Source organism: Sphingobium sp. FW305-3-2-15-F-TSA7, assembly GCF_058787155.1.
Genome location: NZ_JBYSZM010000001.1, coordinates 113,720 through 136,814, shown reverse-complemented (window position 1 = coordinate 136,814; position 23,095 = coordinate 113,720). Strand labels below are relative to the sequence as shown.

Below are 23,095 nucleotides of genomic sequence, written 5' to 3'. Positions count from 1 at the left end.
CCGGCACCGTCGCGCAAAGTGCCGGCATCGGCAAGGCGTTGCCGTCGGCGAAGGTCCGCGCCAAAGAGACATCATGACCGAAACCACCGGCGCGACGCGCCATCTGACGCTCGATGCCATGCGCGGACTCGCGGTGATGGGCATTTTGCTCATGAACATCGTGATGTTCGCCATGCCGTCCCAGGCCTATATCAATCCGCTGGCATGGGGCGGTACCGACACCGCCGATCTCGGCATCTGGTTCGTCAATTTGCTGCTGGTCGACGGCAAGATGCGCGGCCTGTTCACATTGCTGTTCGGCGCGAGCACATTGCTGGTGATCGACCGGGCGGAGGCCAAGGCAGAGAGCTCGATCAAGGTCCATTACAGCCGCATGGCCTGGCTGCTGCTGTTCGGCATCGCCCATTCCTATCTGGTGTGGAGCGGGGACATATTGATCCTCTACGCCGTGTGTGGACTGGTCATCTACGCATTCCACGACATGAGCGCTGCCAAACTCAGAACGGGCGCGATCCTGTCGATCGTCATCAATTTCGTGGTCTGGGCGATGATCGCACTGTCGTTCGTGCATATGAAAGCCACCGCGATCCAGCCGGGCGCCGCCGCCCATCTCGTCCAATCCTATAATGATGCGATCGTCGCGCTCGGCCAGCCAGGAAGCTGGGCAATCAGCCGGGAACTGCAGGTCTATGCCGGCAGCTATGCCGACATCCTCGCCTTCCGCACCGCGCCGGCGCAGATACTGGGGCCATTGACGATGGTCATGCTCTACGGCTTCGAGACGGTCGGACTGATGCTGCTCGGCATGTCGCTGTTCAGGAACGGCTTTTTGACCGGCGAATGGCGCAGCACGCGCTATGCGACGATGGCGCGCCTTTGCTATCTGATCGGGCTGCCGCCAATGGCCGGGCTCGGCTGGTGGTGCTGGTCGAGCGGGTTCGACACGGTCACCACCTTCAACGCCGTCATGGTCTGGTCGACCCCGTTCCGCGTCGTGCTGATCCTGGGTCATGCCGCCTTTGCGCTCTGGCTGTTCGCCCGCTTCCGCAACAGCGCCGTCGTGGCGCGGATCGCCGCGGCCGGGCGCGCCGCCTTCACCAATTATCTCGGCACCAGCATCGTCATGACGACGATCTTCTACGGCTATGGCCTGGGCCTGTATGGAGAGATGTCGCGCGCGAGCATCTATCTGGTCGTGCTCTGCGGCTGGGCGGTGATGCTGCTCTGGTCGAAACCCTGGCTCGACCGTTTCGCTTATGGCCCCTTCGAATGGCTCTGGCGTTCACTGGCGCGCGGCCGGATTCAGCCGATTCGACGCCATTGATTCGCAACAAGGCGAGCCGACGTCATTTTCTATATTGCGATCCATTATCATTAGCTCTATCCCGATTCGCATCAGCCGGAGGGATTCGCCTTGGTCGTCTGCATCTGTAACGCGATCCGTGAGAAGGAACTGCGCGAGACCGTGCGAAACGGCGGCGCAAACAATGCGTGCAGCGCCTATGCGGCGCTCGGCCGGCGGACGCGTTGCGGCCAATGTGTCCCGTTTGCGCAAAGCATTATCAAGTCCGAGCTTGCGACTGCCTGACAATAGCGCGCTAAAAAACCGCAGAAATCCGCCATTTTTTCACTGACTTTGGGCTTCTCGCCGGGTATGATCATGCCCGTGTTACAAGGAGCTGTGCCGTGAAGGGCGATACCAAAGTCATCGAATATCTGAATGAGGCGCTCAAGAACGAGCTGACCGCGGTCAACCAATATTGGCTGCATTATCGCCTGCTCGACAATTGGGGCATCGCCCGGCTCGCGCATTTCGAGCGCCATGAATCGATCGACGAGATGAAGCATGCCGACAAGCTGGCGGAGCGCATCCTGTTCCTCGACGGCCTGCCCAATTTCCAGCTGCTCGGCCGCCTCAAGATCGGCGAGACGGTGGAGGAGATCCTCGAAGCCGATCTCGCGCTTGAGAATGAAGCCATTCCGCTGCTCAAGGACGGCATCGCCCATTGCGAGACAGTGCGCGACTATGTCAGCCGCGACCTGCTCGCCGACATCCTCGAAAATGAGGAAGACCATGTCGATGTGCTGGAGAAGCAGTTCGACATGATCAAGCGTATGGGGCTGCAGAATTACATCCAGCTCCAGTCCAAGCCCACCGAAGAGGATTGAGGGGCGACGGTTCGGATTGTGAGGTCTGATCCGAAGAGATCGGACATCATCTGTGTCATTCCCGCGAACGCGGGAATCCAGCTTTTCCGAGAGGCTTCCGAAGGAAGAAGAAGCTGGATTCCCGCGTTCGCGGGAATGACAAAAGGCCAGTATCAGCGCGCCAATATCCGCGCCAGCGCATCGCGCATCACCGCGCGAAAGCGCGGATGATCGTAGACGCTGTTATGGCCCCCGCCCGGCAGCGTTTCCGCCATCACGAGATTCGGCACTGCGCGTTCGAGCGCTCGGGCATGGGCTGGTGGGATCAGCGTGTCGTTGCCGGCGACGATCGTCGCGACCGGACTCCGCACGCTGCGGATATCGACGGCCGGATCAAGCCGGTGGCGCATCAAGGGCCTCACCGGCAGCCAGGGGAAATGGCCCGCCGCCACATTGGCGAGTGAATCGAAGGGCGTGACCAGGATCAGCCCGTCGAGCGGGCGCGCCGCCGCAAGCGATATGGCGACGCCACCGCCGATGCTGAAGCCGACCGCGACGATCGGCATCTGCCCCAAGCGCTTGCGGACATGGTCGTAGATGACGCGGGCATCCGCGACGAAAGCATCGGTGCCCGGCGTCCCTCCGCTGGGTGGATAACCCCGAAAATGAAAAGTGACGATGTCGGCCGCGGGGTACAGGTCGCGCAGCGTCAGCGCGGCGGAATCGGCATTCCAGCCATTGCCGCCAAAACCGAGAATCACGAATCGCGCCGCCCCCGGCTCGCGCGGCGGCAAATGCGTGCCGACCAGGGTAACGCCGGCCCCATCGGGGATTTCCAGCCGTTCGGCCGATGGCGGCATGGGTGGCGACGGCGGAACATTGCTCACCGGAAAGAGCATGCCCGATTGCGCGAAGAAGGCATAAGCGAGGACGGCCGCGTAGAGCGCGAATGGCGCGGCCAGCAAGCTCACCAGTTTCAGCCACATAACCGTGCGTGCGCCTCCCCCATGGGCTCGGTCAGCGTAAAGCGCCTTGCGAATGGTGGAAAGCGGGCATTCAGCAGGCGTAAGACTGCCTCAGATTCGGCCGAAACCCTGATTGTTCGCCTCGATCTTGCGACCGAAGCCGGGCTTGCGTTCGACGAGCGGATTGCACTCTTTCTCGAAGGCCGCGAGCGTCGCTTCGAACATCGGCCGCAGCTTCACGACCTGCTCGATCACCTCGTCGGGTTCCTCGTGGGTCTCGACGCAGCGGCGCGCGACCGCCTCGATCGCCTCGGCGACATCGGCGAGCGGCTCGGCGCCGAACTGCCGCGCTTCGCCCTTCAGTGTATGCGCGGGCAGGACCAGCCCCACCGCGTCGCGGGCACGCGTCGCCGTCTCGATCGCCGCAACGGACTTGGTCCCGTCCTCTCGGAAATAGCCGAGAATCCGGATGAAGTCCGCGCCCAATTCCTGGCGCGCAGCGAAGAAGGCTGGCCAATCGACCAGGAATTCCTCAGCCTCGGTCACTATTGCATGCTCCTGCAAAACCGGCTCCCAACCCCGCAAGCCGAACCTATCCGCAAGGCGGTAAACAGGTCATTGACGGCATCGCGACCGTATCGAGAAATTTGCCCGCCTAGAGTGATTTCGAGGCAGGTGGACTCACCTGCCGGCTCGGAGCCGTAGGCCAGCAAAGCTAAATCACGGCAAACAATGGACTCTAACGATCGAACGGATTTTTGGGCGCGCGCAGCGTCAACCGCACCGGCACCGCGCCAAAGCCCAGTTCCTTGCGGATACCGTTGACCAGGTAGCGGCGATAGCTTTCGGGCAGCTGGTCGACGCGCGTGCCGAACAGGATGAAGCCGGGCGGCCGGGTCTTGGCCTGGGTGATATAGCGCAGCTTGATGCGCTTGCCGCCCGGCGCCGGCGGCGGATTGGCAATCACCGCGCGCTCGAACCAGCGATTGAGCTGGCCGGTCGAAACACGCTGGCTCCACGCGTCGCGCGTTTCGAAGGCCGCCTGGATGAGCTGGTCCAGCCCCTTGCCCGTCGCCGCCGAGACCGCGATCATCGGCACGCCGCGCGCCTGCGCCAGGCCTTCGTCCAGCGCCTTGCGCACGCCCTGGAACAGGCTGCTCGGATTTTCGGCGACGTCCCATTTGTTGAGTGCGATCACCAATGCGCGCCCTTCCTCGAGCACGCGATCGGCGATCTTGAGATCCTGTACCTCCAGCCCCAGCGTCGCGTCGAGCAGCAGCACGACCACTTCGGCGAAATCGACCGCGCGCAAGGCGTCGGCCACCGATAGTTTCTCAAGCTTGTCCTGCACCTTGGCGCGCTTGCGCATGCCGGCCGTGTCGATCAGCCGCAACGGACGATCGTTCCACATCAGGTCGATCGCGATCGAATCGCGCGTGATGCCGGCCTCCGGCCCGGTGATCAGCCGTTCCTCGCCGAGGATTCGGTTGATCAGCGTCGACTTGCCGGCATTGGGGCGACCGACCACGGCAAGCTTGAGCGGACCATCCTCCGCATCGTCCTCGTCCTCATCATCGGCTTCGTCATCGCTGTCGACATGCGGCAGCAATGCCTCGAACAGCTCGACCATGCCCTCGCCATGTTCGGCGCTCAGTTCGACCGGATCGCCAAAGCCCAGTTCGAGCGATTCGAGCACACCGTCATTGCCCGCGCGGCCCTCCGCCTTGTTGGCGACCAGCACCACCGGCGTGTCGCCGCCGCGCAGCCAGCGGCCGATCTCGGCGTCGAGCGGCACAATGCCGGCGCGCGAATCGATCATGAACAGCGCGACGTCGGCACCCGCCACCGCCGCTTCGGTCTGCGCGCGCATCCGGCCGGGCAGCGTCTGGGGATCGTCCTCCTCGAAGCCGGCGGTGTCGATGATCCGGAATTCGAGATCGAAGAGTTGCGCGTCGCCTTCACGGCGATCGCGGGTCACGCCGGGACGATCGTCGACCAGCGCGATCTTCTTGCCGACCAACCGGTTGAAGAGCGTCGACTTGCCGACATTGGGTCGGCCGACAATGGCGACGGTGGGAATGTGCTTGGGCATTTGAGCGCGATAGGCGCTAAAACGCCGAGACTAAACCCCTCCCTTTCACAGGGAGGGGTCCAGCATCACTTCCAGGCGGTGATCCGCCCGCTATTGTCGAGCACGTAGAGCATGTTCCCGGCCACGATCGGCGGCAGATAAACCGGCCGGCCGAGATCGGTCTTGCTCTGCACGCTGCCGTCGGTCGGCGACGCGTGGAGCATGTCGCCATTGGTGCTGGTCAGCACCAGGCGATTGCCCGCCAGCACCGGCCCCTGCCAGAACATCGGGCCCTTCTTGTCCTTTTCGTCGCGATAGCGGGGAAGCTGGCTGCTCCAGCGGACCTTGCCGTTGATGCGCGAGATGCAGAGCAATTTGGCTTCGTCGGTGACGACGAACAGCCATTCGCCGACCACCCAGGGGGTCGCGATGCCGGCAACGTTGAGTTCCCACAAACGCTGGCCGGTGACGAGCTCGAGCGAAACCATGCGGCCGCCCAGTCCCACCGCGAACACGCGGCCCTGGTCGATGACCGGATCGGCATCGACGTCGCTCAGCGTCGCGACCGCAGTCGAGATGCTGGTGCGCGCCAGTGCGTCCTGCCACACTTCCTGGCCATTTTCGTAACGATAGGCCGACAGTTCGCCCGACGAATAGCCGGCGATCACCGTGCCCTGCGCCACCGCGGGCGTCGCGATGCCGAAGATGCCGGCGGTTTCGAGCGTGCCCGAACGCGACCATTCCTGGTTGCCGTCGCTCGTGCGCAGCGCATAGATCTGGTTGTCCTGGCTCATCGCATAGACATTGCCGTTGCCGACGCCGGGTGCGCCGCGCAGCGGGCCGCCCGGACGCTTCTTCCAGATCTGCTCGCCGGTCTGGGCATTGAAGGCGACGATGTCGCCGATGCCGTTGGTCGCGAAGACCTTGCCGTCGTCATAGCTGGCGCCGCCGCCGAACAGCGAACCGGAATTGCCGGTCATCTCGCCGCTCCACAGGCTGAGGCCGCCCGCCACGTCCTTGGGATCGCCGATCTGGGCTTCCCACGCCTTGGCGCCCGTTGCCGCATCGAACGCGGTGAGCTTGGCACGGGTATCGACCACGAACAGCTTGCCGCCGGCGACGATCGGTGCCGAGCCGAGCCGCTCATATTTGCTCGCGCCCGCAATCTCGGCCGACCAGACCTGGCTCAGGCTCTCGCCGAGCCCCAGATGCCCCATCGACTTGGAAGCATTGCCGCCCGGCTGGCTCCATTCGGCATTGGCGACCGCCGGCGGCAGGACCACCGCCACGTCCGCGATCGACGGATCGACCTCGACACCGCTCTCGGACGTCAGCACCGGAACACGCTTTCCGATCGTCGGGGTCTTGGGCTTGGTATCGCCGCCCTTGAACACGCCGCACCCGCTCAAAAGCGCCGCCAGCGAACCCGCCAGCGCAACACTCCGCAAAAACTTCATTATTTCTTCTCTCCGTCCGGCTGAGCGACCGCATCCACACCCAATAGCCCGGCCATCTGAACCGCGCGTTGACGGATGGTCTCGGGCACGGCCTCGTCACGCGCAATCTCTCCGAAGAGCGGACCGGCAAGATCGGGCTTGTTGAGGTTGAGATAAGCGACGGCGACCATTTCGCCCGCGCTGCCGAACCAGGGATTCCCCTTGACGGCAAGCGGCTTCAGGCGCGTCACCACATCCTGCGGTTTCAGCGTGTCATATTCGGTGGCGGTCCAGCGGATCAACGCCAGATCGCGATAGGGCTTGGCCAGGCTCTCATCCTCGGCCACCGCCTTGTAGCCGGCGATCGCGCTCTTGGCATCGTTCGCGGTCAGCCTCAGGCTCGCGGTCGCGAGCTTGGCGGCGGCGCGATAGGCGGCGATGTCGCTTTCGGTGAAGGGCTTGAGCTTCTTCTCGGCGTCCTGCGCGCGGCCTTCCGACATGTCGGTGAAGATCTTCGTCACCGCCTCGCCATCGGCTTCGGCCTTCTTGGTCTGCTCATGCTCCCACCACAGCCATGCGCCGAACGCGGCAAGCGCCACGACCAGGCCGACGAGCATCCAGCGGCCCCAGCGCTGCCATACGGTCGCGATCTGGTCGCGACGGAGTTCTTCGTCCACTTCACGCAGAAAGGCTTCACTGGTCGGGGGCGTGGATGCCACTTGGGACTCCGCTTAATCTTGATGGTCAGGCACGAAAAATTCGGCGGACCCTAGTGCGCTTTCCGTCAAAGGGGAAGCGCTCTCAGGGCTTGGGCTGGTACGTCTGCTCCGGCCCCGGGAAGACGCGCGCGCGAACTTCCTCCGCATAACGGCCCGCCGCGGCGTCGATCCGCTCGGCAAGATCGTCATAACGCTTCACGAAACGGGCGGTGCGTTCGAACATGCCGAGCATATCGTCGATCACCAGCACCTGGCCGTCGCATTCGGCCGATGCGCCGATGCCGATCACCGGGCACGAAACCTCGGCCGTCACGGCCTTGGCGAGCGGCTCGATCACGCCTTCGACCACCATCGAAAAGGCGCCGGCCTCGGCGATCGCGCGCGCATCGGCGATGATCTTGGCATGTTCGGCATTGGTGCGGCCGCGCGCGCCATAGCCGCCAAGCGCATTCACCGCCTGGGGAGTCAGGCCGATATGGCCGACCACCGGAATGCCGCGCGCCGTCAGGAAAGCGACCGTCGGCGCCATCGCCTCGCCGCCTTCGAGCTTCACCGCCGCCGCGCCGGTTTCGGCCATGATTCGCGCCGCCGAGGCAAAGGCCTGTTCCGGGCTCGCTTCGTAGCTGCCGAACGGCATGTCGATCACCACCACCGAATGATAGCTGCCGCGCACGACCGCCGCGCCGTGCGCGCACATCATGTCGAGCGTCACGCCAAGCGTGGTGGGCAGCCCGTAGATCACCTGGCCCAGGCTGTCGCCGACCAGCAGCATGTCGCAATGATGATCGAGGATCTGCGCCATGCGCGCCGTATAGGCGGTGAGCATGACGACGGGCTCCTTGCCCTTGCGTGCCTGGATCTGCGGCACGGTCATGCGCTTCATCGGCGTCGGCGTCGGATGCGCGCGGCTGGTGGAAGTGTCGAGCTGATAGGTCGTGGACATGACGCCCCTCTAACCGCCCGCGCGGCGCATCGCCAGCGAAGCCGTATGCAAGTCAATCATTCTTGACTCAATGTTATAAATACCTAACACAGTGGATAGGATATCGAACATTTGAGGGCCGTCGAATGGCGTTTCGGGAAAAAATCGCGTGGCTGACGCTTGGCGGACTGGCGCTCGCCTTTGGCCCCTATTTCTTCATGCTCGCGATGCTGGGCAATCAACCCTGGCTGCTCGGCCCCGCCAGCGCGGGATTGTTCATCGCGGTGGTGATCCTGCTCACCATCGGCATGACGATCGGCAGCATCCTGATCGCGCTGAGCAATGTCCGCGACGCGGAACGGCCGAGCGACGAACGCGATCGCGAGATCGCACGGCGCGCATCGTCGATCGCCTATGCCGTGCTGATCCCAACGCTGTTCCTGGCGTTGGCGACATTGCTCCTCGGCCTGGGTCAGACCGTGCTGGTCAATGCCATACTCGGCGCGATCGTGATCGCCGAGCTGGTGCGCTGCACGATCGAGATACGCGGCTATCGGCGGGTCTGGTGATGGCGAAGAAGCGCATCACCAACACGATCCGGACCCTCCGCTTCCTGGCGGGCGAGATGACGCAGGCCGAACTCGGCGAACGCGTCGGCGTGACGCGACAGACCATCGCGGCGATCGAACAGGGCAAATACTCCCCCTCGCTCGAAACCGCGTTCCGCATCGCCGATATCTTCGGCAAGCCACTGAACGAGGTGTTCGGCTGGGAAGTGTAAGAAACGGCAGCACCTCCCCTCCCCCCGTGAACGGGAGAAGAAAAGAGGTCTCTAAAGCGGCAGCGCCGGCTGGGCCGGTCCCTCCGCATCCTCCTCAACAATGTTGGACAAAGTGACGCCGAGCAGCCGGATGCCCGGCAGGATCGCGGGGAGGTCATCGACCAACCCGCGCGCCAGCGTCTCGATCATGTCGAGATCCCCGGTCGCGCCCGCCAGCGTGCGCGAGCGCGTCATCGAGCGAAAATCGGCATAGCGGACCTTGAGCGTCACCGTCCGTCCCCGCGCACCGGACCGCTCGATCCGCCGCGCCAGCGACTCCAATATCTCGCCAAGCGCGGCCTGCACCGCCGGCGGATCCATCAGGTCGTTCGCAAAGGTCGTCTCGGCGCCGACCGATTTGAGCGGGCGGTCAGGCATGACCGGGCGATTGTCGATGCCCTGCGCGGCAAGATGGAAATAATCGGCGCTGCTGCCGAAATGGCGGACGAGGAATTCGATGCCGCAGTCGCGCAGATCGGCGCCGGTGCGGATGCCGAGCCGTTCCATCTTCGCGGCGGTCACCGGCCCGACGCCACGAAACCGCGAGACCGGAAGAGCCGCGACGAAGGCCGGCCCCATTTCGGGCGTGATGACACACAGGCCGTCGGGCTTGTTCTGGTCCGACGCCAGTTTGGCCACGAACTTGTTATAGGACACGCCTGCCGATGCCGTCAGTTCGGTCTCTTCGCGAATGCGACGGCGAATGTCCTCGGCCGTTGCCGTCGCCGAGCCGAGCCCGCGACGATCCTCGGTGACGTCGAGATAGGCTTCGTCGAGCGAAAGCGGTTCGATCAGATCGGTATAGTCGGCGAAGATGGCGCGCACCTGATGCGAGACCGCGCGATACACGTCGAAGCGCGGCGGCACGAAGGTCAATTCGGGACAACGGCGGATCGCGGTGACCGACGGCATCGCCGACCGCACGCCGAACTTGCGCGCCTCGTAGCTCGCAGCGGCAACGACGCCGCGCCCGCCCGCACTGCCCACCGCGAGCGGCCGGCCACGCAGCTTCGGGTCGTCACGCTGCTCCACCGACGCGAAAAAGGCGTCCATGTCGATATGGATGATCTTCCGTTCGGCCACTGTCCGGACTTTAGAGCCAAGCCGCGGCGGGGGCTATGCCTCCGACGTCACGCCGTCGACGTCGATCAGCCCTTCGGCAACGACCACGCCGGTGATGCGGACGCGCTTCTCGACATGGTCCACCGGCACGCGATGCATGTCGAGCATCCAGCGCCCGCCAAGATCGCGCCGCAGCGCGAACCCGCTGCCTTCGCGCAGCAGCGTTCCCATTTCATCGATTCTGGTGCCGATCCCGGTCATGGCGCGGCTCTATGCTGTGCGCGGCGTTCCCGCCAGCCCCAAAAGCTTGCGTTGTCGCCAAAGCTGCGCCACCATTTTACATCCGATTTGGAGGAAGTTTGGAATGGCCGACGAACGCGACGAGAACTTGCTTGCTCTGACCGCGGATATCGTCGCCGCGCATGTCTCCAACAACAAGGTCGCGGTCTCCGATCTTCCGGCGGTGATCGCGAACGTCCATGCCGCCCTTGCCGGGCTGAGCGCCGTGACCGAAGTGCCCGAGGAGGAACCGCTCGTCCCCAAGGTCTCGATCCGTGCATCGGTCAAGCCCGATCACCTGATCTGCCTGGAAGACGGGCTGAAGATGCGGACGCTGAAGCGTCACCTGATGTCGCACCACAATCTCACCCCGGACCAATATCGCGCCCGCTGGAACCTGCCGGCCGATTATCCGATGGTCGCGCCCAGCTACACCGAACAACGCCGCAACCTGGCGCTCGCCATCGGCCTGGGCAAACGTCCAGCGAAAAAGCCGGTTCGCAAGAAGACGCGCTGATCCCGGATCAGGCGGCGAACAGGCCGCGCAGATCCCCGCGCCTGGCGAGCAGATCCGCCAGCGTATAGCCGTCGAGCACGCGCATGAAGGCGGCCAGCGCTTCGTCCAGCGCGCCGGTCAGGCCACAGGCGGGCGCGATCACGCAGCCGCCGCAATCGACCAGGTCGAAACCATCCTCGGTATGGCGCACCACCGCGCCGACATTGATCTCGCCGGCCGGCCGGCCGAGCCGGATGCCGCCCGATCGGCCGCGCACGCTCGCCACATAGCCCTCGCGCGCCAGATCGTTGACGACCTTCATCAGATGGTTCTGCGAGATGCCATAGGCGCGCGACACTTCGGCGATCGAGCACAGCGCCTCGGGCCGCGCGCCGAGGTAAAGCAGCACGCGCATCGCATAATCGGTGTAGCGCGTCAGGCGCATCCCGGCTCCGTCATCGGCATCCCGACCTTATACATGTATCCTCCTTGCATCTTTAGAAGCAGGCTTATACATGCACTGTCAATACATGTTTAAGCGAGTCGATGATGATCGAAGCGGCGGAAATCGATGAAAGCGCGCTGGGCCGGCTGATTCCCCTATTCTACGATAGCGTGCGGCGCGATCCCTTGATCGGCCCGGTGTTCGACGGCGCGGTCCATGACTGGCCGGCGCATCTCGAGACGCTCACCGCTTTCTGGTCCTCGGTGATGCTGACCACCGGCCGCTACAAGGGCAATCCGGTGCGCGCGCATCTCGCGCACCGCAGCATGATCACTCCCGCCATGTTCGAGCGCTGGCTGGCGCTCTGGGCCGAAACCACCGATGCGCATATGCCGCGCACCGCCGCCGCCGCGCTTCAGGCCAAGGCGGCGCGCATCGCCGAGAGCCTCCAGCTCGCCTTGTTCTTCAGGCTCGATCCGGCGCCGCATCGGGCAACCGGCTGATTGCCCATCGAAAGGGAATGACCATGCAACCGGCATCGAACAAGCGGGATCGGGCCAATGCCGATTTCCGGCGGATGATGAAGCTGATCGGCGTCGCCGGCATCGTCATGACCGCCGGGGCGCTCTGGTATCTGTCGCTGTTCGGTCCGCTGACGGTCCATATGGTCGTGGCGACGATCGCGGGCGTCTTCTTTTCGGTGCTGCTGGGCTGCGGCCTGTTCGCCGCCGCATTCTTCAGCGACAAGAGCGGCCATGACGAGCAGGTGACCAACGCGACCCGCCCGGGGCAGCAGCCGGAGACCGATCCGGACGCGCTTCCCGCCTTGCCCGCCGATCATGACACCAAGCCGGGCACGTAGAGCAGTGCCCGGTCTTTCGATGAACCCCCGCCCCGCTTCGACCGCCGACAATCGCCGGCATTGAGCCTGCCGCGCGGCAGGCGCATGATCCCCGATACGCAACCAAGGGGAACAGACCATGCGTTCCATCATCCTGACCGCGCTTGCCGGCGCGGCACTCTGCGTATCCGGCCCTGTACTGGCCGCTCCCGCCAAACCCGATCTCGCCGCCGCGGTCGCGAAACCGGGCCGCCCCGCCGAGGCGATCGCGCTCGACGCCAGCCGCAAACCCGCCGAAGTGCTGGCCTTTCTGGGGCTGAAACAGGGCATGTCCGCCGCCGATATCATGACCGGATCGGGCTATTGGGCGGAAATCATCGCCAATGCGATCGGCCCCAAGGGCAAGGTCACCGCATTCGAGCCCGACCAGTTCTACGCCACGCCCGAGGAATCGAAGAAATGGGACGCGCTGGTCGCCCGCCGGCCCGACGTGAAGTTCGTCCGCTATCCGTTCGAGGCGTTCGCCTCACCGCCCGGCCGCTTCGATTTCGTGATCATCAATCTGAGCTATCACGATCTCTATTGGGAATCGGCCAAGTACAAGATTCCGCGCACAGACCCGGCCGCATTCCTCAAGACGCTTTACGCGGCGACGAAACCGGGCGGCGTGGTCGGGATCGTCGACCATGTCGGCCCCGCCGGCGACACCCGCGCGGTGGTCGACAAGCTCCACCGGATCGATCCGGCGACGGTAAAGGCCGATTTCAAGGCCGCCGGTTTCGTGCTGGAAGCGGAAAGCCCGCTGCTCGCCAATCCCGCCGACGACCATAACAAGCTGGTCTTCGATCCGGCAGTGCGCGGCAAGACCGACCGGCTTCTCTACCGCTTCCGTAAGCCGAGATAGTAGAAACCAACCCCTGTCGCTTCAGCTTTCGCTGGAGCGACAGGGGTAGTTTCAGATCACCGCCCCGGGCGTGATCCGCCCTTCGGCTTGTAGCCCGGCCCCTTGCGGAACGGCTTGGGCGCATGGCGAACGGGCGTCAGTTCGGCGCGGTTGCGCTTGGCCTCTTCGCGCGGGCTGCCATGGACCGCCTCGATCTTGACCATCGCGCCGTCGTCGCCGTCGCCCGCCGTCCGCTTGACGGCGTCGGCGAAGCGCGCCGCAACCGCGCGCTGCACTTCGACCAGAGTCTCGTTGGCGGCGATGCGAATCGCACCGACTTCGCCACGGGTGATGTGGCCGCGGCGGCAGAGCAAAGGCAGCAGCCAGCGCGCATCGGCATTGTGACGGCGGCCGACATCCATGCGGAACCACACCGTATCCTCGAAGCCCGGACGCGGACCGTCGCTGCGCGGCGGACCGGCGCTGGCGTCGACCAGTTCCTCGGGCTGTGGCATGCGCGCGCGGTGGACGCGGACGAGCGCCGCCGCGATATCCTCGGGCGAACGCTCGGCGAGCAGCTTCTGCGCGACTTCGCGATCCTCGTCATCGGCCTCGACCGGCTGGAGCAAGGTCTCGAGCAACCGTGCCCGGTCGGCAGTGCGGATGTCGGCTGCGGTCGGCGCATTGATCCACTCGGCTTCGATCCGCGCACCGCGCAGCATCGAATCGACACGCTTGCGCCGCGGATAGGGCACGATCACGATCGCTGTCCCCTTCTTGCCCGCGCGCCCCGTCCGCCCCGAACGGTGCTGCAGCGTCTCGGCGTCACGGGGAATCTCGACATGGATGACGAGCGACAGGGTCGGCAGATCGATGCCGCGCGCCGCGACGTCGGTCGCGACGCAGACACGCGCACGGCGATCGCGCAGCGCCTGCAACGCATGGTTGCGCTCGCTCTGGCTATGCTCGCCCGACAGCGCGACGACGTCGAAGCCGCGCTCGGTCAGGCTGGCGTGGAGATGGCGGACATTGTCGCGGGTGGCGCAGAACAGCATCGCCGTCTCCGCCTCGTGATAACGCAGCAGATTGACCACGGCATTCTCGATGTCCGACGGGGCGACGGCCATCGCCTGATAGGCAATGTCGCCATGGCCGCGATCGGCGCCGACGGTGGAGATGCGCAACGCATCGCGCTGATAGCGCTTGGCCAGCGCCACGATCGGCTTGGGCATGGTCGCGGAGAAAAGCAGGGTCCGGCGCGCATTCGGCGTCGCGTCGAGCAGTTCCTCGAGATCCTCGCGGAACCCCATGTCGAGCATCTCGTCCGCCTCGTCGAGCACGGCGACCGAGATGGCGGACAGGTCGAGCGCGCCGCGTTCGAGATGGTCGCGCAGGCGGCCCGGTGTACCCACCACGATATGCGCGCCGTTCGACAGGTTGCGCCGTTCCTTCGAGGCATCCATGCCGCCGACACAGGTGGCGATCCACGCGCCCGCCTTGCCGTACAGCCAGATCAGTTCGCGGCTGACCTGCAGCGCCAGTTCGCGCGTCGGCGCGATGATCAGCGCGCGCGGTGCGCCGGCCTGCGGCGCCCTGCCGTCTTCGCCGAGCATCTGCGGTGCCATGGCGAGGCCGAAGGCGACGGTCTTGCCCGATCCGGTCTGTGCGGAGACGATCAGGTCACGCCCGTCCGCCTCCGGTTCGAGCACGGCGGCCTGGACAGGGGTGGGCGCGGCATAACCACGGGCGGTAAGCGCCTCCGAAAGGAGCGCGGGAAGATTTTCGAAGCTCATGGTCTCTCATGCTCGCGCGGTAGGGCTATGGTCCGCGTCATCACCAGTGCCGCACATTTGGGCTCTACAGCGCTCGCGACACGCCGCCCTTAGCGCGCCGGCCCGGTTCAGACAATGGTCACGGCGCGATTGGCGCAGATGCGCGCATCCGATAGGAGGGGATCGGGCGCGATCGGCCCGATCGTCGGAGTCCGGCAATGTCCTCTGAATGGACGACAACCAGCGGCGATCGCTGGATCAAGGCCGGGATCCTGCTCGCGATCCTCGCCGTTTTCGCAACGCCCGTCGCCGCCTTGCGCTGGATGACCGCGGTGCCCGGTCAATCATATGGAGGGCCACTGCCCGCGATGACCGCAGCGCAGACCGACCTCGCCGGCCGGCTGCGCGATCATGTCCGTGCCGTGGCGAGCACCCCCCATAATCTCCGCCATCCCGCGGCACTCGAACAGGCGGCACTCCATATCGAACGCGCATTGGCCAGCCAGGGCCATGTCGTCCATCGCCAGACCTTTGCGGTCGGGACACAGCAGGCCCGCAATATCGAGGTGGTGATCGAACCGGCCACGACCGATGCCGGGACATTGGTGATCGGCGCCCATTATGACAGCCATCTCGACGCGCCCGGCGCGAACGACAATGGCAGTGGGACGGCCGCCGTCATCGAACTGGCCAGGCTGCTCGCGGATTTGCGCGGCCGTTCGGCGATCCGGATCCGGCTGGTGCTGTTCGTCAATGAGGAGCCGCCCTATTTCAAGAGCCGGTACATGGGCAGCCTGGTCTATGCCCGGCACCTGAAGCGATCGGGAGAGCGCGTGGCGGGCATGATCTCGCTCGAGACGCTGGGCTTCTACAGCGATCGGGCGAACAGCCAGCATTATCCGCCGCCGCTCGATCTCCTCTATCCGAGCAAGGGCGATTTCGTCGCCTTTGTCGGATTGACGTCTTCACGCGCATTCGTGCGCGACATGGTGCGATCCTTCCGCGACGTCGCCCCCTTCCCCAGCGTCGGCGGAACCGCGCCCGGTTTCGTCCAGGGCATCGACTGGTCCGACCATTGGTCGTTCGCCGAACAGGGTATCCCCGCGCTGATGGTCACCGACACCGCGCCCTTCCGCTATCCCCATTATCACAGCACCGCCGACACGCCGGACAAGCTCGACTACGACCGTCTCGCCCGTGTCGTCTCGGGATTGGAGCAGGTGATCCGTCGCCGCGCGACGCGCATTCCATAGTCGCCATGGGCCGACACACCGATTCCCCTTTTCAGGGCGCGGGGCGGCCTTATTATCATGACGAACCTTGAAAGGGATCGACATGGGCGTGCTTGATTTTCTGTCGAAACAATTTGTCGACGTCATCGACTGGGTGGAAGAGCCGGGTCTGCTCGCCTGGCGCTATCCGATGCAGGATCGCGAGATCCAGAACGGCGCGCAATTGACGGTGCGCGAGGGGCAGGTTGCCGCCTTCTACAATGAGGGCACGATCGCCGACATGTTCGGCCCCGGCCTCTACACGCTCGAAACCTCGACGCTGCCGATCCTGACCGCGCTCGCAAATTGGGACAAGGCCTTCAAATCGCCGTTCAAGTCGGACGTCTATTTCTTTTCGCAGAAGGAACAGATCAATCTGAAATGGGGCACCGCCCAGCCGGTGACGCTGCGCGATCCCGAACTGGGGCCGCTGCGTATCCGCGCCTTCGGCAGCTATTCCTTCCGCGTCGAGAATGTCGCCGCCTTCATGCACAAGCTGGTCGGTACGCTCGAGCGGATGACCGTCGCCGATGTCGAGCCGCAGCTACGCGCCGCGATCGCGACGGCGATCGCGACCGGCCTGGGCGGCAGCGGTACGCCGTTCCTCGATCTCGCCGCCAGCCAGACCGCCTTTTCCGACGCACTCAAGGCCGCCGTGACGCCTTCGTTCGAGCAATGGGGCCTGAAGGTCGGCAGCTTCTTCGTCGAAAGCCTGTCCTTGCCCGAGGAAGTGCAGAAGCATCTCGACAAGTCCAGCTCGATGCGCGTGCTCGGAGATCTCGACCGCTATGCCAAATTCCAGGCGGCCGAAGCGATCGAGGTCGCGGCGGCGCAGCCGGGCGGCATGGCGGGCATCGGCGCCGGCGCCGCGGCGGGGCTCGCGATCGGGCAGACCATGGCCGGCGCACTCGGCGGCGCGGCGCAGCCGTCCGCTCCCGCCGAGGATCCGTTCGCACTGGTCGAGAAGCTGCACAAGCTGCTGACCATCGGCGCGATCACACAGGCGGAGTTCGACGCGAAAAAGGCGGAGTTGCTGGGCCGGATCCGCTGACGCGGCGATGCTGAGCGTCAATTGCCCCAATTGCGGCGCGGAAGTCGTGTTCCGTTCGCCGGCGCTGCCGGTGAAAGTGTGCGACTATTGCCGGACCGCCGTCACCCGGATCGACGATGGTGTCCGCGCTGCCGGCGAAATGGCAGTGCTGCCCTTCGACGTCAGCCCGATCCGGATCGGCACGCGTGGCAGCTTCGACGGCCAGGCATTCGACGTGATCGGCCGTGTCCGCTGGGGCTGGAGCGACGGCGCGTGGAACGAATGGCTGTTGCTGTTCGCCGACGGCCGCGACGCCTGGCTGGGCGAAGCGATGGGGCAGTTCATGCTGCTGTTCGAAAAACCGCTCAAGGGGTCGCTGGCGCGCGTGGTCTCGCATCTCGCCAAAGGCGGCAACGCCAAGCCGGGCGAAGAAGCCAAGATCGACGGGATCGACTATCAGGTGGCCGACATCAAGGACGCGGTCTGCATCGCCTGCGAAGGCGAACTGCCGTTCAGCGCGCCAGCGGGCTGGAAAGTGAAGAGCGTCGATTTCCGCTCGGCCGTCGGCGCCTGCGCCAGCTTCCAGCATGACGGGACCGAAGCGTCGCTCTACACCGGCCGCTATGTGACGCTTGCCGAGCTCGGGCCGCAGGATCTGCGCGCGCTCGACGGCTGGACGATCCCGAGCTTCGCGGCATGACCGATCCCGCCGTCAGCGCGCTCACCTGTCCCGCATGCGGCGGCACCGTCGAAATGCGTGCGGCTGGCTACACCGTCACGATCGTCTGCCAATATTGCAGCAGCGTGCTCGACGTCACCAACCCCGACGTCCAGATCATCGAACGCTATGCGGAGGCGGCACGCGCGCTGACCATCCCGCTGGGAACGCGCGGCACGTTGCGCGGGGTCGAATGGGAAGCGATCGGCTATCTCGGCCGGTCGGAGGGCGGATCCTATCCCTGGGAAGAATATCTGCTGTTCAATCCCTATCACGGCTATCGCTGGCTGACGACGGACGGGCGCGGCTGGAACTTCGGCACGATGCTGACCGCGACGCCGAAATATGTCTCGCACGGCACGCTGTCGGTCAACGGCGAGACCTATGACGCGTTCTTCCGCGGCGATGCGCAGGTCGATTATGTGCTCGGCGAATTCTATTGGCGGGTCGCGGTGGGCGAACAGGTCCAGACCGCCGATTATGTCCGCCCCGGCACGATGCTGTCGTTCGAGGGCAATGAATCCGAACGCAACTGGACATTGAACGAACTGCTGTCGCCCAAGGAGATCGGCGCCTTCGGTGTCGATCCGCCCAGGCCCTGGCCGGGGAGCGGCCGGCCGCCGCTGCCGCATCAGCCATCGCCCTATGGCGCGAGCCTGAAGGGCGCCTTCAAGCTCGGGCTGGTCACGCTCGCGGCGCTCGTCTTCATCATCATCCTGTTCGGACGCAAGGGCGAGGCGCAATCCTTCACCATGGCGCTGACCCCGGGCCGCGAAGCGATCAGCCAGACCTTCGGCCCGATCGTCCTGCCGCGACCGAGCCAGGCGGTGACGATCGCCGCCGAGGCGCCGGATATCGACAATCTGTGGGTCGACATCGATTATGCGCTGGTCGATCGCAAGACCCAGGCGAGCTACGAGGCCTATGGCCTGGTCGAACATTATTCGGGCAGCGATTCCGACGGCGCCTGGACCGAGGGCAGCCGCGACAAGACGACCAAGCTCGCGGTTCTGCCCGCCGGCACCTATGATCTGGTGGTCGATGCCTCGGCGAGCCGCTGGAGCGGATCGGGCTCGTCACCCTCTTATGCGTCGGACGGATGGGGCGGATCGGAACCCGCGGTGTCGCTGAAGATTTCGGTCGCGCCCGGCGGCTTCTTCCTGTCCAACTTCTGGCTGGCGCTGATCGTCGTCATCCTGCCGATCGGTTTCCTGCTGTGGCGCCACGCCACATTCGAGACCGCGCGGCGCGGCGAGAGCGATTTCGCCGGCAGCGACGACGACGATGATGACGGGGACGACGAATGAGCAAGGGCGTTTTTCTCTACGGCCTGTGGTGCTGCGGCGTCGTCGTCCTGTTCCTGATGAGCGCCTTTTCCGGATATTCGCCCTTTGCCGACGGCGGCCGCGCAACCCGCGCCGGCTTCTATGCCGGCGGCCCCAACCACAAATAGGAGGAATGCGATGGTCACCACGGTCCCCGCCCTGCTCAACACCCTGCTCTATGCCGGCATCGGCATCGCCGTGTTCGTCATCGGCTTCGTCGTCCTCGACCTGCTGACCCCCGGCAAATTGTGGCAGGAGATCAACGAGAAGCAGAACCGCGCGGTCGCGCAGTTCGCCGGCGCGGTCGCGATCGGGCTCGCGATCATCGTCGCCGCCGCCATCCATGGCTGAGAGTCCGGCTGAAGAAGACGCGACCAGTTCTCATCCTCAGGGATCGGCATTTGCGGGGGCGCTGCTCGTCTCCGTCTTCGTCGTCGCCACCTGCGGCCTGGTCTATGAATTGCTCGCCAGCACCATCGCCAGCTATTTGCTGGGCGACAGCGTCACGCAATTCTCAACCGTCATCGGCACCTATCTGTTCGCGATGGGGATCGGCAGCTGGTGCTCGCGCTATGTGAAGCGCGACGAACTGCGCCTGTTCGTCCGCGTCGAAATCCTGATCGCGCTGCTCGGCGGCTGGTCCGCCGCGGCGCTGTTCACATTGTTCCCGATGCTCGACCATTTCCGTGTCGCGCTCTACGCGCTGGTGCTCGCGATCGGTTTCTTCGTCGGGCTCGAGATCCCGTTGCTGATGCGCATCCTGCGCGGGCGCTTCGCCTTCAGCGAGACGGTCTCCAACGTGCTGACCTTCGACTATGTCGGCGCGCTTGCCGCATCTTTGCTGTTCCCGCTGGTGCTGATGCCCTGGCTGGGCATGATCCGCACCGGATTCCTGTTCGGCCTGCTCAATGTCGCGGTGGCGCTCGCCGTGCTGTTCATGCTGCCGTCGCGGCGCGCGATGCTGGCGGAGAAGATCGCGGGCATCGCCGCCGCCATCCTGCTGCTCGGCGGCTTCGTCGTCGCCGAACGGCTCCAGCGCTGGGCGGAAGTCGCCGGCTATGGCGAGCCCGTCATCTACGCGGTTTCCACGCCCTTCCAGCGCATCGTGCTCACCCGCAACGGCGACGATGTAAGGCTGTTCCTCAACGGCAATCTGCAATTCTCGTCGCGCGACGAATATCGCTATCATGAAGCTTTGGTCCATCCGGCGATCGGCCGCGTCGCGCATCCCCGCGAGGTGCTGATCCTGGGCGGCGGCGACGGGCTCGCCGCGCGCGAAGTGCTCAAGCATCCTGACGTGCGTCACATCACTCTGGTCGATCTCGATCCGGCGATGACCAAGCTGTTCTCGCAAAGCGACATGCTGGTCGCGCTCAATCGCGGCTCGCTGACCGATCCGCGACTGCGCGTCATCAATGCCGACGGCTTCCGCTGGCTGCGCGAGGCGCGCGGCCGTTATGACGCGATCATCGTCGACCTGCCCGACCCGACCGACTTCTCGGTCGGCAAACTCTATACAGAGAGCTTCTACCGCGAACTGTCGCGCGTGCTCGCGCCCGATGGCGTCGCGGTGGTGCAGAGCACCTCACCGCTCGTCGCACCCGGCGCCTTCTGGACAGTGGCGGCGACGATCGAGGCGGCGGGCCTGACGACCAGACCCTATCATGCCTATGTGCCGAGCTTCGGCGAATGGGGCTTCATCTTGGCGGCGCACGGCGCGGTTCCCGCTCATGCGCAAATCCTGCCGGGTGCGCGTTTCCTGTCCGCCGAGACCGCCGAGCGGCTGTTCGATTTCCCGCCCGACATGGCGCGCCGGCCGATGCCGGTGAACCGGCTCGACAATCAGGCGCTGGTCCGCGAATTCGCCGCCGAATGGGCGCGGTACGAGGGATGAGCTGGCAGCCGAGCAGGCGCACGCTGATCGCGGGCGCCGGTGCCGGCGTCGCGGCGGCGGGGATCGGCTGGGGCGTGACACAAGGCGGCGCACCGCCGGGCAATGAGGGCGGTGCGGACATGGCGCGCGGCCACCGCCTGCGCGACGGCGGTTTCCCCGCGCCCGCGCATGAGGAACGCACGGGCATCGTCATTGCGGGCGGCGGCGTCGCCGGGCTCGCGGCCGGCTGGGCGCTCACGCAAGCCGGCCATGACGATTTCCACCTGCTCGAACTGGAAGACGAAGTGGGCGGCAATGCCCGTAGCGGCCGCAACGCCGTCTCCGCCTATCCGCTCGGCGCGCATTATCTGCCGGTGGCGAACCGCGAAGCGACCGCGCTTCGCCGCATGCTGACGCAATTCGGCATGATCACCGGCGAACAGGACGGCGCGCCGGTCTATGATCCCTATCAGCTCTGCGCCGATCTCGAAGAACGGCTGCTCTGGAAGGGTCGCTGGCAGGAAGGGCTGGTGCCGCACAGCGCGCTGAGCGAGGACGACGAAGCCGATCTCGTCGCGTTCGATGCCGCGATGAAGGCGTTTGCCGCTCGGATCGGCAGCGACGGCAAGCCGGCCTTTGCGCTGCCCCTCGCCTATAGTTCGCAGGATGCCGATCTGCTCGCGCTCGACCGGATCGGCTTTGCCGACTGGCTCGATGCGCAGGGCTGGCGATCGCCGGTGCTGCGCGCGCATCTGCGCTATTGCTGCCGCGACGATTATGGCTGCGAGCCCGGCGACGTCTCCGCCTGGGCAGGCATCCATTATTTCGCGGGCCGGCGCGGCTGGGCCGCGAACGGCGCGGGCGACGATGTCCTCACCTGGGCAGAGGGCAATGCGCGACTGACCCGCGCGATGGCCGCGCGCTTCGCACCGCGGATCGCGCCGGGGCGGATCGTGTTCCGTGCCCTGTCCGACAAGGACGGCGTCGCCATCGACAGTTTCGACGTCGCCCGGGGCGTCAGCATCCGCACGCGCGCGGCCGCCGCGATCCTCGCCATGCCGCATTTCGTCGCGGCACGGATCGCACCCGAACTGACGGCGCCCGCAAAGGCCTTTGGCTACGCACCCTGGCTGATCGCCAATGTCACGGTCGACCGCCATCCCGCCGGGCGCGGCGCGAAGCTGGCCTGGGACAATGTCTCCGCGACGTCCGAAGCGCTCGGCTATGTCGTCGCGACTCACCAGACGATCGGTGCGCGTCGCAACGAGACCGTGCTGACCTGGTATCTGCCCTTGTCGACCATGGCGCCCGCCGCTGCGCGCCGCCTGCTCGTCGAGCGCCCGGCCGAGGATTGGCGCCACATCGTCGCCGACGATCTGCTGGCGACCAATCCCGATCTGGAGGGCGCGATCCGCAGCATCGACATCTGGCGCTGGGGCCATGCGATGATCCGCCCCACCCCCGGCTTCATCTGGAAGGCTGCGCCGCAAGCCGCGGCGGCGACGCGCCCACCCGTTTTCCTGGCGCATTCAGACCTGAGCGGGCTATCGCTGTTCGAGGAAGCGCATTATCGCGGCGTGCTGGCGGCGGAGGGCGCGATGCGCTTCACCGGCCACGCATATGAGACCATGCTATGACCCAGCCGATGCCCGCCCCCGCCTATGATGGCCGTCATCTGCTGGCGGACCTGCACGGCTGCACCGGGCTCGACGATATGGCATTGATCGAAACCGCGCTGCGCGCAGCGGTCGATGCGGCCGGTGCGACCTTGCTGGAGATCAGGCTCCATGGCTTCGGCCCGGGCCAGGGCGTGACCGGCGTGGCCTTGCTCGCGGAATCGCATATCTCGATCCATAGCTGGCCCGAACATGGCTATGCCGCGCTCGATTTCTTCCTGTGCGGCACCCGGCACGATCTGGACGCGGCGCTCGCCGCGGTTGCCGAGCGGCTCGCGCCCGAACGGATCGAGCAGCGCACGATCAGTCGCGGCTATGGGATGGCGCCGGTCAGACCGTAGCG

Annotated in this window: 28 protein-coding genes; 18 read left to right on the top strand and 10 right to left on the bottom strand. The window is 65.5% G+C overall.

Features of this window, described 5'->3' with window-relative positions:
* Positions 1-73: 73 nt before the first annotated feature.
* The 3 genes from AC3WN8_RS00675 to bfr all read left to right on the top strand — a co-directional run bounded on the left by AC3WN8_RS00675 (position 74) and on the right by bfr (position 2,169).
* Positions 74-1,324, top strand: coding sequence for a DUF418 domain-containing protein (locus AC3WN8_RS00675; protein ID WP_492667431.1), 1,251 nt, complete (start codon positions 74-76; stop codon positions 1,322-1,324).
* 90 nt (positions 1,325-1,414) lie between these two features.
* A complete protein-coding gene (locus tag AC3WN8_RS00670; protein WP_492667430.1) occupies positions 1,415-1,588 on the top strand; it encodes a (2Fe-2S)-binding protein in 174 nt (57 codons plus the stop codon).
* 98 nt (positions 1,589-1,686) lie between these two features.
* Positions 1,687-2,169, top strand: coding sequence for a bacterioferritin (gene bfr / locus AC3WN8_RS00665; RefSeq protein WP_492667429.1), 483 nt, complete (start codon positions 1,687-1,689; stop codon positions 2,167-2,169).
* 152 nt (positions 2,170-2,321) lie between these two features.
* On the opposite strand, the gene AC3WN8_RS00660 is transcribed toward bfr, so the two are convergent.
* From AC3WN8_RS00660 to panB, 6 genes are all read right to left on the bottom strand, one after another.
* Positions 2,322-3,119: an alpha/beta hydrolase gene (locus tag AC3WN8_RS00660; protein WP_492667428.1), complete on the bottom strand. Its 798-nt coding sequence runs from the start codon at positions 3,117-3,119 to the stop codon at positions 2,322-2,324.
* Between the two features lie 105 nt (positions 3,120-3,224).
* A complete protein-coding gene (locus AC3WN8_RS00655; RefSeq protein WP_492667427.1) occupies positions 3,225-3,659 on the bottom strand; it encodes an Hpt domain-containing protein in 435 nt (144 codons plus the stop codon).
* A 193-nt stretch (positions 3,660-3,852) separates the two neighbouring features.
* Positions 3,853-5,205, bottom strand: a complete 1,353-nt coding sequence (gene der / locus AC3WN8_RS00650; protein WP_492667426.1) for a ribosome biogenesis GTPase Der — start codon at positions 5,203-5,205, stop codon at positions 3,853-3,855.
* A 65-nt stretch (positions 5,206-5,270) separates the two neighbouring features.
* Positions 5,271-6,641: an outer membrane protein assembly factor BamB family protein gene (locus AC3WN8_RS00645; RefSeq protein WP_492667425.1), complete on the bottom strand. Its 1,371-nt coding sequence runs from the start codon at positions 6,639-6,641 to the stop codon at positions 5,271-5,273.
* Positions 6,641-7,339 carry a tetratricopeptide repeat protein gene (locus tag AC3WN8_RS00640; RefSeq protein WP_492667424.1) on the bottom strand — a complete coding sequence of 233 codons (699 nt, stop codon included), beginning with the start codon at positions 7,337-7,339 and terminating at the stop codon, positions 6,641-6,643. Before AC3WN8_RS00640 ends, AC3WN8_RS00645 begins: the two co-directional genes overlap by 1 nt.
* Positions 7,340-7,421: 82 nt before the next feature.
* On the bottom strand, positions 7,422-8,282 hold the full coding sequence (panB, locus tag AC3WN8_RS00635) for a 3-methyl-2-oxobutanoate hydroxymethyltransferase (protein ID WP_492667423.1): 861 nt from the start codon (positions 8,280-8,282) through the stop codon (positions 7,422-7,424).
* A gap of 125 nt (positions 8,283-8,407) precedes the next feature.
* On the opposite strand from panB, the gene AC3WN8_RS00630 reads away from it, so the two are divergent.
* Positions 8,408-8,830, top strand: coding sequence for a DUF2178 domain-containing protein (locus tag AC3WN8_RS00630; RefSeq protein ID WP_492667422.1), 423 nt, complete (start codon positions 8,408-8,410; stop codon positions 8,828-8,830).
* Positions 8,830-9,042, top strand: a complete 213-nt coding sequence (locus AC3WN8_RS00625; RefSeq protein WP_492667421.1) for a helix-turn-helix transcriptional regulator — start codon at positions 8,830-8,832, stop codon at positions 9,040-9,042. Before AC3WN8_RS00630 ends, AC3WN8_RS00625 begins: the two co-directional genes overlap by 1 nt.
* 51 nt (positions 9,043-9,093) lie before the next feature.
* Here the strand turns inward: AC3WN8_RS00625 and dinB are convergent, their stop codons facing one another.
* The gene (gene dinB, locus AC3WN8_RS00620) at positions 9,094-10,134 is read right to left on the bottom strand and encodes a DNA polymerase IV (RefSeq protein WP_492667561.1); all 1,041 of its coding nucleotides are present in this window, start codon (positions 10,132-10,134) and stop codon (positions 9,094-9,096) included.
* 63 nt (positions 10,135-10,197) lie between these two features.
* Positions 10,198-10,404, bottom strand: coding sequence for a DUF5818 domain-containing protein (locus AC3WN8_RS00615; protein WP_492667420.1), 207 nt, complete (start codon positions 10,402-10,404; stop codon positions 10,198-10,200).
* Positions 10,405-10,507: 103 nt separating this feature from the next.
* Between AC3WN8_RS00615 and AC3WN8_RS00610 the strand changes: the two genes are divergently transcribed.
* Complete coding sequence (locus AC3WN8_RS00610) at positions 10,508-10,939, top strand: Ros/MucR family transcriptional regulator (RefSeq protein WP_492667419.1); 432 nt, start codon at positions 10,508-10,510, stop codon at positions 10,937-10,939.
* 7 nt (positions 10,940-10,946) lie between these two features.
* Here AC3WN8_RS00610 and AC3WN8_RS00605 read toward each other — a convergent pair whose 3' ends face one another.
* The gene (locus tag AC3WN8_RS00605; RefSeq protein ID WP_492667418.1) at positions 10,947-11,363 is read right to left on the bottom strand and encodes an Rrf2 family transcriptional regulator; all 417 of its coding nucleotides are present in this window, start codon (positions 11,361-11,363) and stop codon (positions 10,947-10,949) included.
* A 104-nt stretch (positions 11,364-11,467) separates the two neighbouring features.
* On the opposite strand from AC3WN8_RS00605, the gene AC3WN8_RS00600 reads away from it, so the two are divergent.
* The 3 genes from AC3WN8_RS00600 (at position 11,468) to AC3WN8_RS00590 (ending at position 13,108) form a co-directional block, all read left to right on the top strand.
* Positions 11,468-11,866, top strand: coding sequence for a group III truncated hemoglobin (locus AC3WN8_RS00600; protein ID WP_492667560.1), 399 nt, complete (start codon positions 11,468-11,470; stop codon positions 11,864-11,866).
* Between the two features lie 23 nt (positions 11,867-11,889).
* Positions 11,890-12,225: a hypothetical protein gene (locus tag AC3WN8_RS00595; RefSeq protein ID WP_492667417.1), complete on the top strand. Its 336-nt coding sequence runs from the start codon at positions 11,890-11,892 to the stop codon at positions 12,223-12,225.
* 118 nt (positions 12,226-12,343) lie between these two features.
* On the top strand, positions 12,344-13,108 hold the full coding sequence (locus AC3WN8_RS00590) for a class I SAM-dependent methyltransferase (protein WP_492667416.1): 765 nt from the start codon (positions 12,344-12,346) through the stop codon (positions 13,106-13,108).
* Positions 13,109-13,164: 56 nt separating this feature from the next.
* On the opposite strand, the gene AC3WN8_RS00585 is transcribed toward AC3WN8_RS00590, so the two are convergent.
* Positions 13,165-14,880, bottom strand: a complete 1,716-nt coding sequence (locus AC3WN8_RS00585; RefSeq protein WP_492667415.1) for a DEAD/DEAH box helicase — start codon at positions 14,878-14,880, stop codon at positions 13,165-13,167.
* Positions 14,881-15,077: 197 nt separating this feature from the next.
* Between AC3WN8_RS00585 and AC3WN8_RS00580 the strand changes: the two genes are divergently transcribed.
* The 9 genes from AC3WN8_RS00580 to speD all read left to right on the top strand — a co-directional run bounded on the left by AC3WN8_RS00580 (position 15,078) and on the right by speD (position 23,093).
* Complete coding sequence (locus AC3WN8_RS00580) at positions 15,078-16,112, top strand: M28 family peptidase (protein ID WP_492667414.1); 1,035 nt, start codon at positions 15,078-15,080, stop codon at positions 16,110-16,112.
* A gap of 82 nt (positions 16,113-16,194) precedes the next feature.
* Entirely contained in the window at positions 16,195-17,181 is a 987-nt protein-coding gene (locus tag AC3WN8_RS00575) for an SPFH domain-containing protein (RefSeq protein ID WP_492667413.1), read from the top strand.
* 7 nt (positions 17,182-17,188) lie between these two features.
* Positions 17,189-17,860 (top strand): DUF4178 domain-containing protein, encoded by a 672-nt coding sequence (locus AC3WN8_RS00570; RefSeq protein ID WP_492667412.1) that lies wholly within the window; start codon positions 17,189-17,191, stop codon positions 17,858-17,860.
* Positions 17,857-19,185, top strand: a complete 1,329-nt coding sequence (locus AC3WN8_RS00565; protein WP_492667411.1) for a DUF4178 domain-containing protein — start codon at positions 17,857-17,859, stop codon at positions 19,183-19,185. Before AC3WN8_RS00570 ends, AC3WN8_RS00565 begins: the two co-directional genes overlap by 4 nt.
* Entirely contained in the window at positions 19,182-19,331 is a 150-nt protein-coding gene (locus AC3WN8_RS00560) for a hypothetical protein (RefSeq protein ID WP_492667410.1), read from the top strand. The genes AC3WN8_RS00565 and AC3WN8_RS00560 overlap by 4 nt, the downstream gene beginning before the upstream one ends.
* 10 nt (positions 19,332-19,341) lie before the next feature.
* Positions 19,342-19,554, top strand: a complete 213-nt coding sequence (locus AC3WN8_RS00555) for a DUF350 domain-containing protein (protein WP_492667409.1) — start codon at positions 19,342-19,344, stop codon at positions 19,552-19,554.
* Positions 19,547-21,097, top strand: a complete 1,551-nt coding sequence (locus AC3WN8_RS00550) for a polyamine aminopropyltransferase (protein WP_492667408.1) — start codon at positions 19,547-19,549, stop codon at positions 21,095-21,097. Before AC3WN8_RS00555 ends, AC3WN8_RS00550 begins: the two co-directional genes overlap by 8 nt.
* Positions 21,094-22,713 carry an FAD-dependent oxidoreductase gene (locus AC3WN8_RS00545; protein ID WP_492667407.1) on the top strand — a complete coding sequence of 540 codons (1,620 nt, stop codon included), beginning with the start codon at positions 21,094-21,096 and terminating at the stop codon, positions 22,711-22,713. Before AC3WN8_RS00550 ends, AC3WN8_RS00545 begins: the two co-directional genes overlap by 4 nt.
* Positions 22,710-23,093, top strand: coding sequence for an adenosylmethionine decarboxylase (gene speD / locus AC3WN8_RS00540; protein ID WP_492667406.1), 384 nt, complete (start codon positions 22,710-22,712; stop codon positions 23,091-23,093). The genes AC3WN8_RS00545 and speD overlap by 4 nt, the downstream gene beginning before the upstream one ends.
* The last annotated feature ends 2 nt before the right edge of the window (positions 23,094-23,095 follow it).